7 protein-coding genes are annotated in these 16088 nt (G+C 71.7%); all 7 read right to left on the reverse strand.

Features of this window, described 5'->3' with window-relative positions:
- Positions 1-345: 345 nt before the first annotated feature.
- The 7 genes from fxsT to ACWD3C_RS02440 all read right to left on the reverse strand — a co-directional run bounded on the left by fxsT (position 346) and on the right by ACWD3C_RS02440 (position 16071).
- Positions 346-4278: an FxSxx-COOH system tetratricopeptide repeat protein gene (fxsT, locus tag ACWD3C_RS02410; RefSeq protein WP_451139174.1), complete on the reverse strand. Its 3933-nt coding sequence runs from the start codon at positions 4276-4278 to the stop codon at positions 346-348.
- Complete coding sequence (locus ACWD3C_RS02415; RefSeq protein WP_451139176.1) at positions 4275-5660, reverse strand: TIR-like protein FxsC; 1386 nt, start codon at positions 5658-5660, stop codon at positions 4275-4277. The genes fxsT and ACWD3C_RS02415 overlap by 4 nt, the downstream gene beginning before the upstream one ends.
- A 60-nt stretch (positions 5661-5720) precedes the next feature.
- Positions 5721-6419, reverse strand: coding sequence for an AAC(3) family N-acetyltransferase (locus tag ACWD3C_RS02420; protein ID WP_451139178.1), 699 nt, complete (start codon positions 6417-6419; stop codon positions 5721-5723).
- A gap of 59 nt (positions 6420-6478) precedes the next feature.
- A complete protein-coding gene (gene fxsBH / locus ACWD3C_RS02425; protein WP_451139180.1) occupies positions 6479-8614 on the reverse strand; it encodes a radical SAM/SPASM protein FxsBH, inactivated beta-hydroxylase extension form in 2136 nt (711 codons plus the stop codon).
- A gap of 584 nt (positions 8615-9198) precedes the next feature.
- Positions 9199-10236: a rod shape-determining protein gene (locus ACWD3C_RS02430; RefSeq protein WP_451139182.1), complete on the reverse strand. Its 1038-nt coding sequence runs from the start codon at positions 10234-10236 to the stop codon at positions 9199-9201.
- Positions 10237-10371: 135 nt separating this feature from the next.
- Complete coding sequence (locus ACWD3C_RS02435; protein ID WP_451139184.1) at positions 10372-14997, reverse strand: SAV_2336 N-terminal domain-related protein; 4626 nt, start codon at positions 14995-14997, stop codon at positions 10372-10374.
- Between the two features lie 57 nt (positions 14998-15054).
- Positions 15055-16071 (reverse strand): AAA family ATPase, encoded by a 1017-nt coding sequence (locus tag ACWD3C_RS02440; protein WP_451139186.1) that lies wholly within the window; start codon positions 16069-16071, stop codon positions 15055-15057.
- Positions 16072-16088 lie beyond the last annotated feature (17 nt).

Here is a 16088-nt window from a genome sequence, read left to right on the forward strand (position 1 = left end):
CAGGGGAGAGATGTTCGGCTCCAAGGGTTCCATCAGGTCTGTCACTCCCTCCGTCGGCTTGGCGTCCAGGCTAGTCGGGGCGGGCCTCGCCGATCTGCTCCATCAACGCGTAGAACTGCTGCATGGTGGAATCGAAGCGCGGGGACGCTATGAAGTTACCCCCGTCGTTACTCTTGGCTCACCCAAGATTCTCGTAGCTGGTGATCGCCCATGGGTCGTCGGCGCTGACGAGGCGTGACATCGCGCTCGTACGGCAGGATGCCGGGGTATGTCCGACGAGGTGCTGGTCCTGGGCGGAGCCCCTGGAGGACGGGACGGGTAAGGGCGGCGGAGGCGAAACACTCCCTACACCGCCAGCGGCTCCAGGTCCCGGTAAATGCGCCGCTCATCGCTCGCCACCTGATAGATCCCGTTGTCCTCGCCCAGCAGTTGCCCCAGTTCCGTCAGGGCCTCCTCGCGCAGTCGGCGGGCCTCGGTCTTGTGGCCGAGGGCGGTCAGGGTGAGGGCGGAGTTGGTGATGATGGCGAGGGTTTCCGGGTGGTGCGGGCCGAGGATGGTGCGCAGGGCGAGGACGGCCTTCTCCTCCAGGGCGCGGGACTCGTCGAAGCGGCCCTGGAAGGCGAGGACGTTGGCGTAGTTGACGGTGGCGAACAGGGCGTGCGGGTGCTGTTCGCCGAGGATCTCGGCCATGCGGGGCAGGACGCGGCGGAACACGGCGTCCGCCTCGGCCAGGTCTCCGCATCCCCAGTGGAAGATGCCGAGGTTGTTCATGGCGGCCTGGGTGTACGGATGGTCCTCGCCCGGGACCTTGATGTACTCGGACAACGCCTCCAGGGCCACGTCCCGCGCCTCGTCGCGTTGGTCGGCGGCGTAGAGGTCGGAGGCGAGGTTGAGGTCGCAGGCCAGGGAGTCGGGGGTGGGCTTGTCGTACTGGGCGCGGTACTGGGCGCGGGTCGCCGTCGTCAGGCGGCGGGCGTCCTCGAAGCGGCCCGCCCGGCGCAGCGACACCGCGAGGGACTTCGCGCAGCGGAGCGTGCCCGGGAAATCCTTGCCGAGGAGGCGTTTGTAGGTGTCGTACGTGCGCGAGAGCAGCGCCACGGACTCGGAGTAGCGGCCGACCTCGCGCAGGTCGCGGCCGAGACGTTCGGCGGAGGCCAGCGTGTAGGGGTGGTCGGGGCCGAGTACCTCCGTGCGCCGGTCCAGGGTGTCCTGGTCGAGGACGCGGGCGTCGCCGTAGCGGCCGACCATGCCGAGGGTCAGGGCGAGGTTGTTGGCGGCGCTGAGGGTGCGCGGGTGGGACTCGTGGAAGATCTGGCTGAAGCCCTCGTGGGCCTCGCGCGCCAGGTCGACCGCCAAGCGGTACTCACCGATCGCGGCGAGGTCGCTGGACAGGTTGGACGTGGTGACGTAGGTGTGCGGGTGCGACAGGCCCAGGACGCGGCGCTGGCGGCCCAGCAGGTCCTGGTCGATGTCGCGGGCCTCCACGTACCGGCCCTGGGAGCGCAGCACACTGGCGAGCTGGCAGCGCAGATACAGGTACTGCACGTCGTCCTCGCCGAGGAACTCCTTCCAGTGCGCGAGGAGTTCCTCGGCTCGCCGCTGGGCGCCGGGGAAGTCGCCGCGCTTCCACAGATAGCGCACGCGGTCGATGAGCAGGCGGCGGGTGCCGCTCTCGGTGCAGCTGCGGGCGTCGGAGGCTTTCAGATGCGGCCAGATGACGGCGAACCGCGGCCAGGTCTCGGGGTCGTCGGTGGGCTCGTCACCGTCGGGGCGGGCACCCGCCAGCACGGTGTGCACCACATGCCGGGCGTGCCGCTGCTCCTCCTCGCTCAGCTGGGCCCGGATCACGGCCTGCACCAGACGGTGCACCTGGATGCTGTTGCTGACCTGGTCGACCTTGGCGAGCGCGAACCGGCCGATCTCCCGGATGACCCGGCCGAGCAGCAGGCTCTCCTGGAGCGAGGCGTCGTACGGCTTGAGGGCCTCGATCATCTCCTTGCTGTAGAGGAGGTGGGAGGAGATCGGCTCGGCGGCGAGGAACGCGCACAGCTGGAGCAGGCGTACCGAGGCGGGTGAACGTTCCCTCAGCCGGGCGATGGAGATGTTCCAGGTCGCGGCCACCGAGTGGGCGTACTCGGCGGGCTGGTTGAGCGCCAGGACGTCCGTGGTCTGCTCGGCCAGCTGCCGCAGGTAGTCGTCGATCGGCGTGGCCGTCTCGGCGAGCCAGGCCGCGGTCTGCTCGACCGCCAGCGGCAGGTCGCCCACCGCGTTCGCCACCTGGTCGGCCTCGTCGCCGCTCAGGCCCGAGGCGCGCCGGGTGAGGTGCTCGACGCTCTCCTCGCGCAGGAAGACGTCGATGGGCATCGACAGAGCCGTCTGCGACCAGGACTGGTTGCGTGAGGTGACGAGGATGTGCCCGCCGCCCCCGGCCGGGAAGTAGCGGGAGAGCCAGGACGGGTCGTCGGCGTTGTCGAAGACGAGGATCCACCGCTGGGTCGGCAGCCCCCGCGCGAGCATGCGCACGGCCTCCTGGCCGGCCACCGTCATGTCCTCGCCGCCGGGCGCCCCGATGCGGGCGCCGAGTTCGGCGAGCGAGGCGACCACGTCGTCCTCGTGCTCGGCGGAGGTCCACCACACCAGGTCGTAGTCGGCCATGAACCGGTGCACGTACTCGATGGCCACCTGCGTCTTGCCGACCCCGCCGAGCCCGGACAGCGCCAGCGGCTGCGACATGACGGCCGAGGTGCTGTCGAACTGGTCGCGGACCCGGTCGAGGATGAGGTTGCGGCCGGTGAAAGTGGTGTTGCGCTGCGGCGCGTTCCAGTGCGCCGGGGTGCTGCCGGGGAACCGGGGGCCGGACGGGCCGCTGTCCAGGGGCTGCGCCGGCAGGCCCGCCGCGCCCAGCAGCCCGGCGACGCACTGGGCCTCGTCGAGCCGGTGCAGGTCGACGGGGTTGTGGTCCAGGTAGGCCATGGGCAGCCGGACCTCGTCGACCCGCAGCGGGACCATGGCGCCGTGCGGGGTGTCCGTGTCGGAGTCGGTCAGGGCGCGCCAGACGGCGTCCGCGAACCGGGACTTCTGGAAGGCGTTCGACAGCAGCACCAGGGTGCGGGTCGACGGGTCCGGGCGCTGCACGGGTCCGGCGGAGATGTCGTGCGGCGTGACATGGCAGCCGGAGCGTTTCAGCAGCGCCTCGGTCCAGTCCGCCCACATACGGTTCTCCGCCGCGTACACGACGACGACATCGGCGGCCGAGGTCACCGGCCGCCGCCGCAGGAACGCGTCCCGGCAGCGCAGCCGCACCGGCTCGGGGACCGGCGGCAGCGAGGTGATCTCCCCGTCGGAGATGACCGCGGTGAGCCGCTCGAACGCGGACAGCAGGGAGTTCGCGATCCCGCTCTCGTCACCGACGGTGGCGAGCGTCTCCTCGTACGCGTAGTACGGCCGGTACGGGATCTCCACGTTCCCCCAGTACGCGCTCAGCTCCTCCGCACTGAGCTCCGACTCGTCGGGCGCCTTGGGCAGTCCGTCGAACTTCAGCCGGGCCAGCGCCCGTCCCGCGTCGACCTTCTCCTTCTCGCCCTCGTCGATGCGCATCGGCACCGGCAGGACCCGTATCTTCCGCTTGCGGTAGCCGTCCTCGACGCTGCGCGCGACCGCCGCCGCGCCGTCCAGGGACTGGTCGCTGAGCGTGAAGCAGTCGACCAGCACGTCGGGCATCTGGATCGTGCAGATGTCCGCGTTGTCCGACAGCCCCGTACGGCTGTCGATGAGGACGTAGTCGTACGACTTCTTCATGTTGTCGCGCAGCGCGTCCAGGAACAGGCCGCCGCCGAGGCGCTCGTAGAAGTTGTCCCACTCGAACGACGACACGGTCGCCGAGTACGAGCGGTCCTGGCGCCCGGCGGAGAGGAAGTCGAGCGAGCCGCCGTCCACGAAGCGCAGTCCCAGCCGCTCCGGGGTCAGGGAGATCGCGTGCTGCTCGACCTGCGCGAAGTCCAGGTGCCATGGTCCGGAGCGCTGGGCTCCGGTGGTCGCGGCCCAGGCGTAGTCGTTGATGATGTCGATGACGCCGGTGGTGGCCGCGAGCGCGTTGGGGTCCAGGAACGGGTGGAAGAAACGGTGCAGTCCCGGTGCCTCCAGGTCCCAGTCCACGGTCAGTACGCGTTTGCCGTTGGCGGCGAGGATCCACGCCGTGTTGGCCAGGGCCATCGTGCGGCCCGTACCGCCCTTGTACGAGTAGAAGGTGATGATCCGTCCGTCCTGCCGGGCCGTCATGCTTCTCCTCCGTGGTCGGGTCCCGCCCCGGTATGCGGCGGGTGGGTGGGCCCCAGCAGACGGGGCCGGGGCACGTGCGGGCCCGGCGGCGGATGCGCCTCCGCGTGCTTGAGGTACTGCCGGGTCGTGTGCGCCACGACGGCCGGGAGGATGTCGGTGAACGCCTTCAGCGTGGGCACCCCGTTGACCGCCATCCGGCAGTCGGTACGCCGGCCCCGCTCCAGGATCAGCGGCAGGGTCCGCTCCAGCTCCGCGGCGAGCTGCCGGCCCTCGTCGGTGTGGCACTGCAGATCCGCGCGGTTCCACGGCACGATCGCGCTGACCCAGGGCCGGGCGCCCGAGTCGAACGCCTTCAGCCTGCGCTGCCTCTCCTCGTCCAGCAGCGCCCACCGGTCCACCAGCAGGATGCCGGGGTGGCCGCGTGTGGCCTTCTCGTCGCCGGCGATCACGTCGGGTCCGGTCACCGGCTCGGCGGTGTCGGCCTCCGGGTCCTCGTCGTCGAAGGACGACACGGTGATCCGGTAGTCCAGCGACCGGATCAGCTCCTCGGCGAGCGCGGGCAGCGGGCGGGTCGACTCGCTGTGGTACGGGTTCCAGTCCTGTGCGTCCTCCCCGTACGGCCGGGAATCCCGGCGCTCCGGAACGGTGTCCCGGGTCGGCGCCGCCACCGTCAGATGGATACGGCGGGGCCCCTCGCCGCGCGGCTTGAACGCGCTCGGCGTCGACTCGTACGGCCGGGGCCGGCTGGACGGCAGCGGCGACTCCTGGGCCACCCGCACGATCCGCTGGGCGAGGCCGAGCACGGTCTCCTCGTACTCGTCCTTCAGCCGGTTGAGCTTGATCAGCCCGTAGATGCCGTGGGCGAGATAGCGCTCCCCGAATGCGGTGTGGTCGATGTGGATGTGCCGTACGGAGTCGGGGAGCTGCTCGAAACCGACATGGGTCCACAGCGCGGGGACGATGGCGGGCAGGTCCCCGGCGCCGGTCGCCCGCGCCCGCAGGATGCGCTCGTTGAACGCGAACCACTCCCGTCCGCAGCTCTCACTCGTGAAGTAGCGCGGCGAGAACAGCGGGACGAACACCCGGCAGTTCGCCAGGTTCTCGCTGAGCTTCTCCGGCCAGCCCTCCCCGGAGCGCATCTCCCGGTCCATGAACCCCGCCGAGGCGCCCGCAGGCAGATCCGTGAGCGCCATGATGTGGTCGCAGAGATCGGTGAACAGCACGTGCACCCAGTGGTCCGGGTCGCCTCCGCCGGGCCCCCAGGACGGCGTGTGGGCGTAACTCAGAAAGAAATACGGTCGGTTGTCCGAAGCGGCCCGATGCCGTTCAGGTGTGTTCACTCGCCCCCCTGCCTGGTGATGAGCCCGCGGAACGGGCGTCATCTGGCCGGACCAACAATGTGCCCGACGACGCGTCCGCGCGTGCCGTTCGTTTCACGTCATTCAGTGGCGATATCCGGACATCTGTGCGACGGCGAAGTCGACGGCGGGACGCATGTCGAACAAGGTCACAGATTTTCCTGCCAGTACGCCCTCGGAGAGGAGACCGATCGGCAGTTCCGCCCCCAGGGCACCGAAGTCGCTGTCGTCCAGGGCGGTGTCCTCGTACGTGATCCAGTTGCCCTTGTCGCCCACCACACAGTGGTACGCGCGTGTCGGCCTGGCCGGAACCGTGCGGTACTCGGCGAGATGGAACGCGCTGCACACCTCGAACCCGACACGCAGCAACAGCACCTGGGCCCGCGCCTCGTACAGACGGGCCAGCGGCGAGCGCTCCCCGAGGAGGCAGTGCGGATCGTGACCGGTGAGCAACTCGGCGGCGCGCGGGCCGAGCCCCGCACACGAGGTCTGCGGATGGCCGCTGCGAACGGCACCACGGGTCGTCCGGACACACTCGGCGAGCACCCCCATGGCCGGACACGGGGTCGTCTCCCGCTCGAACGGGAGCATCGACGCCCGGAACTCCTCCTTCTCCCGCTCCGACATACCGCTCGTCAGCGCCTGATGCGCGCGCGACGTACGGGAGTTCTCCTGGGTGAAGGCGGGCACCACCAAGGTGCCCTCGGGGCCGAGCGCGTCGAGGAGGGCATCGCGTACGACGGTGTCCCGCAGTCCGCTGCCGCCCAACGAGGCGTGGACCATGAGGACTCCGCTCCGTCGGATGCCCAACGCGGAGAGTAGGCCGGGGAGTTCTCCGCCGCTCACGAGCGTCCGTCCCTTCCCCGCCATTCCTCCCACAGCTGCTCGACACAGGCCGCGCCGGTCTCGGTGAGCTCCCGCTCGGGGAGGGCGGCCAGCTCGGTGAGCACGCCGTGCGCGTCGGCGGACCGTGCGTCCGCGACCAACTCGCTCGCCCTGTCGATCAGTTGCCCGGCCCGGCTGCCCAGCAGGGTCAGGTCGGCGGTCTCCCGCAGCGCCATGAGCCGGGCCCGTCGCGCGAGCCGGGGCAGGTGCCGTACGAGGTCCTCGGGTTCGATGTCGACGGCGACCCCCAGGGCGCCGGGGGCGTGCTCGCCGAGGTGGACGCCCCGGCCGTACTCCAGCGGCGTCACCGTCGTGATCGCCAACAGCCGCGGATCGTCCCGCCAGCCGGGTCTGCGCTCGTCCAGCAGTTCGTACGCCCGTGCCAGCCGCTTGCGGAACACGCGGAGCCCGCTGGGGTCGAGGGGTGCGTAGACGGGGGCCGGGTAGCAGGCGGCGCGGTGCGGATCGGCGTCGTCGACCAGCGGGACCGAGGCGGGCAGGGGGCGCCAGCGGTGCGGGGTGCCCTCGTAGTCGTAGTCGTAGTCGTCGTGGTCGTCGTACCGGACGTGGAGCGCGTCCTCGCCCTGGCGTACGCGGAAGCCGTGTCCGTCGACCGTGACCTCGACGCGGCCCCCGCCGGGCGAGGGGAGGGAGAGGGTGCCCAGGGTCGGCAGGTGCAGCGCCGGGTCCGGGTGGGTCCAGGAGAGGGTCACGGTGGTCCGGGCCCGTACGGCCGTGGCGATGACCAGCGGGGCGAGCCAGGCCGCTGTGAGGGGCTCGGCGGAGCGCAGGGCGGCGCTCGTGTACGGGTGGGAGAGGAGGGCGTCGAGCCGCGGGTCCCCGTCCAGCTCCAGCAGGCGCTGCCAGGCCTCGGCCCAGTCCCCCTCCGAGGCGCCCTCGTTGCGTACGGCCAGCAGAGTGCGGTTCAACTCGACCTGGGCGTAGTGGAGTTCAGCCGGGTCGTGCACGGCCGGGGCGAGGGTGCGGTCGGTGAGGCGCTCCGCGACGCCGTCGACGAGGGCGCGCAGGTCGGCGCAGAAGACGGACGGGTTGTCGAAGCCGCGCTCGGTGCTGTAGCGGTGCGCGTAGAGCCCGCCGCCGCAGGACTCGACGACCGGGCAGCGGCGGCAGGTGTCGCTGATGCCCTCGATGCCCAGCTGACGTGCGCGCACACCGGGATGACGGGCGAACTCCTCGAAACTGTTCCGGAAGACGTCGTACCCCGTGGCCGGAGCGCCGTCGTAGGCGGCCTTCAGCGAGTCCGCCTGCTCGAACGTCCCGTCCGTCTCCACCACCGCGAGATCGGTGGGCGCCAGCCCCAGCGACTCCGTCAGGCTGGGCCCGCCGTGCAGGGTGCTGAGCACCGAGTCGAAGGTGCGCACCCGCATGGGCCGCCCCTGCTCCTGCCACCGGTCGAAGATCCTCAGCAGCCAGTCCGCGTACGGCGTGGGCGACGGCGAGGGGCCGGGAGGGGGCGGGTTGTCCCAGGTGGAGTGCGGCAGGAGGTAGTCGATCCGGGGCGGGTCCAGCGCGGTGAGCGCGTCGTGCGTGACGACCGGGTCGTTCGTCACGTCCACCGTGCACAACAGGCCCAGATAGAGGTGCCGGTATTCGGGGGAGCGGAGGAGTTCGATCCCGCGCAGCACCTTTTCGTAACTGCTGCGGCCCCTGCGGTCCAGGCGGTGCCGGTCATTGGCGGCCTGGTCCCCGTCGAGAGAGACACCGACCTTGACGTCGAATTCCTTGAGGATCTCCAGATGGTGCCGGCGCAGCAGTACGCCGTTTGTGTGCATCCGCAGGTCGACCGTGGTGACCGGGGACAGAATGCGGGTGATCTCCTCGCAGATGTACCGCAGACGGGCCGGTCCCACCAGGAGCGGTTCGCCTCCGTGAAAGATCACGGTGGCTCTTTCGAGGGCGTGCGCGTCCGCGTATGCCGCGAGTCTTCCGGCGACCTGGGTGACTGTTTCCTCGGCGATGACGGTCGGCCGCGCTTTCCAGCTCTGGTCCGCGTGCTCGTACATATAGCAGTGATCGCAAGCCAAATTGCATCTGCTATGAATCTTCAGGACCAGTTCCTGGATTTGGGTCACCACTCGCCACAACCTCTCTACCGGTTGGGCGGATGTCAAGTCAACATCTGGTCAAGGGAGTTGGCGCCCCGGTGCACGAAGAGGGGCCCCCGGTCGGCGGGTGGCCGCCGGGAACCCAGGTGGAGATTGAATTCCGGTCAGAGGGAGGCGTTGAAACGGTTCGGCGTTCCGGGCTGTGCCCCTGCCGCGTCCCTCACTCTTCCGGTTGACCGCAAGACCGCGGCCGCACGGGTGTTCACCGCGGACAGCGGGGTGTGACGCTTCTGCGTGGTCCGGGAACCGGCCGCAGCGCCCTGGATCGTGGTGCCCCTGGGGTTCATGGCTGTGGTGTTACTCCGATTTCTGACTAGGGCTCCGCTGCCCGGTCCCGCGTAGACGTGGGAAATACGAACGCTGAGACCCGCCAATGATGCTGAGGTGGACCGTACAGCAAACGCGGCGTGTCAGTGGCCGCTCATGGCCTCCTCGATGCCTTCATACAACCCCGCCTCGGGGCCCGCAAACGCTGCGGTCACCGCGTTGAATCGTCCGGGTGAACGGTGAATCCGGTGGTTCACCGCTCACACAAGCGGTCCCGGGGCGGCTCAGCCCGCCAGTGGGTCCAGTTCCAGGGGCTCGATCCTGCCCTCCAGCATGGCGCCCAGGCCCTGCACGGCGCAGATCTCGGGCTGTTCGGCGATGTTCACCGGCATGCCCGTCGCCCCGCGCAGCATCTGGTCGAACCCCGGGAGCTGTGCGGTGCCGCCGACCATCATGATGCCGCGGTCCACGAGGTCGGCGACCAGATCGGGCGGGCAGTCGCGGAGGACCTTGCCGATGCCGTCCAGTACGGCGGTCAGCGGGGTCTGGATGGCGTCGCGTACGGCGGCGGTGTCCACGTTCACGGAACGGGCGAGCCCGGTGGCGACATCCCGCCCGTGGATCTCGGTGTGCGCCGGGCCGTGCGTGGTGAGCCCGTTGCCGGACAGGGCGAGCTGGAGCGGCCGTACGTTCTGACTCGGCAGCATCAGCTCGTGCTGGTGCCGCAGATGCTGCACGATCGCGTGGTCGACGGCCTCACCTCCTACGGGAATCCGCTCGGCGGTGACGATCGAGCTGAGGGAGAGCACGGCGACCTGCGTGGTGGCGGCACCGCACACCATGATCATGGTCGCCTCGGGTTGCTCCACGGGCAGCCCGCAGCCGACCGCCGCCGCGATCAGCGTGTCGACCAGCTCCACGCGCCGCGCGCCCAGGCCGACCAGGGTCTCCACGGCCGCGCGCTCGGCCAGCGGGTCCGCGTCGTGCGGGACGCAGGCGGCGGCGCGCAGGTTCGGCTTGCGGCGCAGCGTACGGCGGACCTTGTCGCCGATGAGGTGGCGCAGCATGCGCTGGGCCATCTCGATGTCGACGACCGTGCCGCCGGTGACGGGTCTGACGACCTGGATGTAGTGCGGCGTACGGCCCGTCATCCTCTCCGCGAACTCCCCGACCGCGATCAGCGCGCCCGTCCTGGTGTTCACGGCGGCCACGCTCGGCTGGTCCACGACCAGCCCCGCCCCCTTCACATACACGCGGGTCCGTGCCGCGCCCAGGTCGACGGCGAAATGGCAGCGGCGCAGCTGATCCAGACTGGCGGTCATGACAGATCCTCCCGAGTGCACGGACCGAGGGGCTTGGGTGGCGGTCTGTTTGCATCGTGCGCGGGGGCGGCGGGGGCTGCCTGCTGGGGTGGGCCGGGTGGGGTGCGGCTGGACGGGTGGATCTGTGACTGGGGGTCAGGTGGTGGGGCGGAGTGCCTGCAGGAGGGAGTCGAGGTAGGTGACGGTGTGTTCGCAGCCGGCGCTGCGGAGGTGTCGCTCGTGCTTCTGGCTGCGTGCGTAGCCGATGAAGCGGATGCCCAGGGTCCGCGCGGCGGTCAGTTCGGCCACGGTGGAGCCGATCAGCACGGTGCTCGACGGCGAGGCGCCCTGCTGATCCAGGGCTCGGAGCAGGCAGTCGGGGTTCGGCAGGAGTTTGGTGACGTCCTCGGAGCGGCTGTGAACTCCGCCGGTCACCCACCTGGTCAGGCTCCTGCGACGCAGGAACGTGGCGACGGCGTCCGCCGAGACGTCCGTGACGACGGCGGGGGTCCGGCCAGTGGCAGCGAGCACGCGGAGCAGGTCACGGACGTAGGAGCGCGGCCACGCCTTGCGCGCGGCTTGCTCTTCGATCCGGTCGAGTTCCCGGAGCAGACCGGCTGCCTGGCGGTGATCCGCGAGCCCGCGGATCAAGTCCAGGGGCGTGGGATACATCTCCGTCGGAGGCGAGGACGCCCCAGGCGCGACAAGCGGCTCCCCCCTCAACGCCGCGTCGGGGTCGCGCAGTTCCACGAGAAGGGCGGCAAGGTCACGGTTGGCGCGGTCCACCTCCCACCCGGCGTACAGCTGGGTCAACGGATCGTCGAAGCCGAGCAGCACCGCCTCCGCGTCGGCCAGGACGGCGGCGGCACCCTGCTCCGGCGGACGCGGAGCGACCGCCGACGGCTCCCCCTCCGGCGTCAGCCATACCGAGCATGCCACCGACACCCCCGGAACCGGCCACCCGCGGACTCCGGCGTGGACCGCGTGCTGGGCCGCTGCCGCACGGCGGAGCGGGTGACGGCGGGTGATGCGGCCCGCCTCCCTGGCGAGGTGGTCGATGAGGCGTGCGGAGATGTCGACGGACTCGCCGCGGACGAAGGCGACCGGGTCGTCGACATGCCAGGACAGGTTGGCGGTAGTGGTGAAGACGCCGTCGCCGGAGCTGGGCAGGGACAGTTCGTGGCCGACCCGGTGGGTGGTGAGGTCGACCCGGTAGTACGTGGCGGGGGAGGCCGGCGGCGGGCGGTCGGGGTCGAGAAGGGCCAGGGAGCCGTCGGGCTGCGTGAGCACGACGGCGGTGCGGCCCTGTTCGGGGGCGCGGACGAGGGTGAGGTCGCGGGTGGTGAACGGGCCGCGTACGAGGTCGCGGGGCTCGGATGCGGACTCGGGGAACGTCAGCGCGTGGTACCAGGCGAAGGGCGGAGCACCCGTCTCCCCGCGCAGTGGCCGGAAGAGGCCCGGGGCGTCGGGTCGGCCGCTGCTGGTGAACCTGTCGTGCAGAACGGGGGAGAGGACGACCACGATGTCCGCGGACGTGCGGCCGAAGGCCTCCTCAAGGCCGGGGTGTGTCGCGGGGCGGTCGGTACGGTCGAACCGTGCGGTGTGCCAGGCGGTGATCCGGACCCTGATCGGTTCCTCCAACTCACCCAGAGAATCGGGTAGTTCAACCAGCATGACATCCAGCACGGACAGGATGTCGGCCCCGGGCTCGGTGAGGAGTACGTGGCCGTTGTCGCGGGCGAGGAGCTCGTACTGGTCCGGCGCGAGGTCGCTCAGGGAGAGCGCCCGATGCAGGGTGCGGCCGAGGGTGTCGAGATCCTCCGGGCCTGCCGACGGCTCGGCGAGCTCCACGACGATCATGCCCCGGTCGGGCTTGGGCGCCGAGCGCAGCCCCTCCATGGCTCGCTCGTACAGCCGCCGCAGGCCCTCGTCCCGGGGGCGGTCCTGGAGCTGGTCGGCGAGGTCGGACGCGGCTTGGTCGAAGTCGCCGAGTTCCAGGTCGAGTTCGGCCCGCAGGGTGCACAGGGCGAGGTGCCGGGCGAGGTGCCGGGTGCGGGTGCGCCGGGCGGCGGGGCCGGGGACGCCGTCGAGGGCGTCGCCCTGCCAGAGGTCCAGGGCGGACCGGACGGCGGTACGGGCGGCCGCCGGGTCACCCCTCTCGCGGAGGGACTGCGCCTCGGCGGCGACCTCCTCGAAGCGGTGCACGTCGAGGGTGCCGGACGGGGCGTAGATGGCGTAACCGTGGGAGGTGGTGGCCACGATGCCGGGGCCCAGGAGCTCACGCAGCCGGGCGGCGTGCGAGGCCAGGAGCGGGCTCGCGTTCTCCGGGGGCCGTTTCCCCCACAGCCCCGTGGCCAGGTCGGCGTCCGCCACCGGCTTGCCGCGCCCGAGGAGCAGCATGCACAGCAGGGCCTGCTCCTCCGGGGAGGCGGCGGGCAGGGCGCGGTCCCGCTGGGTGACGAGGACCGGGCCCAGGAGCCGGTAGCGGTACCGGTCGCTCGCGGCGGCCTGAAGCACCTCGTCGAAGTGCGGGGACAGCAACTGGTCCCGGCCACGACGCTGTTCGTCCAGGTCCGGGGCGACGAGACTGACGACCGCCTCGCTGAACCGCGCCCGGAACAGCCGCCGCCCGCGCGGCAGTTCGCCCTCGCTCTCCTCCTGCTGGTCCGGCGCCCCCGTTCCGCCGCCCGCCAGCTCGATCAGCAGGCGCCCGAGGTCGCGGAAGTCCTTCCGCTCCGTGCCCCTGCGCACCGTGCCCAGCGTGAAACGGGTGACGGCGAACGAGCCGTCCGGGCGCACGACGATGTTGTCCGGGGCGAGCCGGCCGTGCCCCAGACCGTGGTGGTGCACGGTGGACAGGCCGCGCGCGACCTGGTGGGCCAGCGGGGCGAGAATCCAGTACGGCAGCCGGAAGCCGCCCTGCGCGGTGAGCTCCGACAGGGTGATCCCCTCCACGAACTCCCGTACCAGATACGGGACTCCGTCGTCGATGCCGTAGTCGAGGACGGTGATCACATGGACGTCGAAGATCTCGGTGAGGGCGTTCGCCGACTCCATGAACTGTTCGTGCCGGTCCTCGTCGATGTCGTAGCGGTAGACCGCCACGGTCCGGTCCAGCCGGGTGTCCAGGGCCCGCCACACCCGTGAGCCCCGCCCCAACTCCTGTAGGAGCCGGTACCTGTTCAGCACCAGCTCCGGGTCCCTGGACCGCTGCCGCGGCGGCGTGCCCCCCAGCCGCTCCAGACTCTCCTCCCGCACCGCCGCGAACGGCTCGCCCTCCGCCGCGACCTCCCCGCCACCGGGCGCGGCCACCCGGATGTCCCCGGCCGCCACCCCGGCCCGCTCGTCGATCAACGCGCCCACGCGGGCGAGGAGTTCGGAGGTACGGCCGTGGGCGGTGCGCGGCAGTGTGCGCAGCAGGATCTCGCGTACGCCCTGCCGGAACTCGTACGACCCCGCCGGACCCGGCACGGTGGTCAGGACGCCGCTCAGGATCACCTCGGCCAGGTGCTGCGGCCGCGGGTTCGGCTCGACCGCCGCGTGGACCAGGCGCATGACCGGCAACTCGGCTCGCCCGACGGCGAGATGACCGGCCAGCCGGAACGCCTCCGGGGACGCCATGGAACGGAAGCGGAGGACGAGCTCCTCGGCGGAGAGCCGCTCCACGTCACCACGGCCCTCGTGGTCGACCGGCGCGGGCGGCGGGGCCGAGCCCAGCAGGCCCACGGCTCCCGTGACAGGGCCCGAACCCGCCACCATCCTCGACCAGTTGGCCAGCCAGGGCGCCGAGGGCTCCAGGACGGGGAGAGCGAGAGTACCCGGCTTGGTGCCGTCCAGCGCGTACGAGTCCACGTCGTACGCCGCGTTGGGCGCCCCCGGCGACGGCGAGGCGATCCGCGCGGTCGTGGCGGGCAACGCCGTGGTCCGCCACAGCCGTTCGGGCAGGGGCTGGACCACGGCGACCGGCATCCGGGCCGCCCACCGCCGCACGGTGCGGTACCAGCGGTCGCCCGCCGGGCCCTGGCGCCACTGCGGGCCCATGCAGTCGCTGACCAGCAGCGTCACCGCACGGTCGGGCGTCTCCTGCGCGTCCGGCCGCCGTACGGTTCCGTCGGCCGCGAGGCGGTGCACCCGCACCGTGCGGAAGATGCCCGACTGGGCGAGCGCGGTGCGCAGTTCGCGGACCAGGGGGCGCCAGACCGGCATGGTCGGCCCCGAGTCGTACACGAGGTGCAGCGTCAGCCAGCGTTCCGTCGCCGGACGCAGCACCGGCAGCCACCAGCGTGGGCCCGCGCCGAGGCGGGCGATACGGTGCGCGGTCGCCTCCTCGTCCAGCTCCAGGCCGTAGGGGGCGGGCACCCGGCGCTTGAGGGGGCGCAGGGCGCGCTGGAGGGCGAGGGGGTGGGACAGCATCGGGGGCGCGGGGGCCAGGAGGGAGGTGTGGGAGGAGTTCCCGGTGGCCGCGGTGTCCCTGCCGGGGAGGCGCAGGGGGACGCGGCCGTTGGGGGAGTCGGAGGCCGGGTCCGGGTCCTCGGGTTCGGTGGACTCCTGTGCGGGAGGGGGCGGAGGGGCGGCCGGTGACGGTACGGCGGGTGTCGAGGCGGCGGCGGGCGCGTCGGGAGCCTCCGGCTCGGCGGCCCCGGACTCCTCCGGCGCCTCCATGCGCCCCGCCAGCCACAGCAGTTCGGCGAGCTCGACCGAGGTCGGCGGCTCGCCGCCCGCCTCCGCGAGCAGTTCGGCGAGCTGGCCGACCCCCTCCGCCGTACCGTCCCCGGACGCCATCAGATCCTGTCCGCCTCCTCCGACACCATCAGACCCTGTCCACATCCTCCGACACCATCAGAACTCGTCCGACTCCTCCGGAGTCCGGCTCAGGTACGGCATCAGCTGCTCGGCCAGTTCGTCGCGGGAGGCCGCGTCGATGCCCGCCGCGCCCGTCAGGTAGATCGCGTTCAGGAGCTGGTCCGTGGCCAGCTCCCCGTCCGTACCCCGGGCCAGGAACCGGGCGATCAGATCGCGGCCGTACGCGTCCGGCTCGCCCAGATGCGCGCGGACGATCCGCTCCAACTGGGCGTCGCGCGGCTGGTGCAGCTCCAGCCGGACACAGCGGCGCAGGAACGCGGGCGGGAACTCCCGCTCCCCGTTGCTGGTCAGCACCACGAACGGGAACGCCCGGCAGCGCACCCGGCCCCGCCGCACCGGCACCCGGTCGTCCGTGCCGTCGATCATCACCTCGGCGGTGGGGGTGTGGCGGGCGGCGCGGACCAGCTCGGGGATCTCGTACTGCCCCTCCTCCAGGACGTTGAGCAGGTCGTTCGGCAGGTCGAGGTCGCTCTTGTCGATCTCGTCGATGAGCAGGGCGCGGGGGCGGCCGTACGGCAGGAGGGCGGTGCCCAGCGGGCCGAGGCGCAGGTGGTCCTGGAGCTCGCCGTCGGGCGGGAGCTCGCGGGCGGCGGCGCGTCCGGCGGCGTACAGGCGGGAGAGCGGGTCGTACTGGTAGAGGCCGTCGTGGAGGGTGGTCCGGCTGGTGACGTTCCAGCGCAGGACCGGGCCGAGCCGGAGCTCCCTCGCCACGGCGTGGACGAGGCTCGACTTGCCGCTGCCGGGCGGGCCGGTCACCAGCAGCGGGCGCCGCAAGTACAGGGCGGCGTTGACGAGTTGGACCGCGCGGTCGGTGGCGCGGTAGGTGCGGGCTCGGTGCAGCCGGTCCGGGGAGGCGGCCGAGGTGTCCTCGTCCTCGGCCGGGGTCGCCAGGGCCGGGCCGCCGTCGAAGGCACGCCACGGCGGCGGCTCGGGCAGCCGCTCGATGCCGTCGTGGGGCTCGCTCGTACCCGTGTAGACGGGCCACAGGGACATGGTTCGGTTCTCCTCGG

The sequence above is a fragment of the Streptomyces sp. NPDC002845 genome (genome assembly GCF_053591955.1).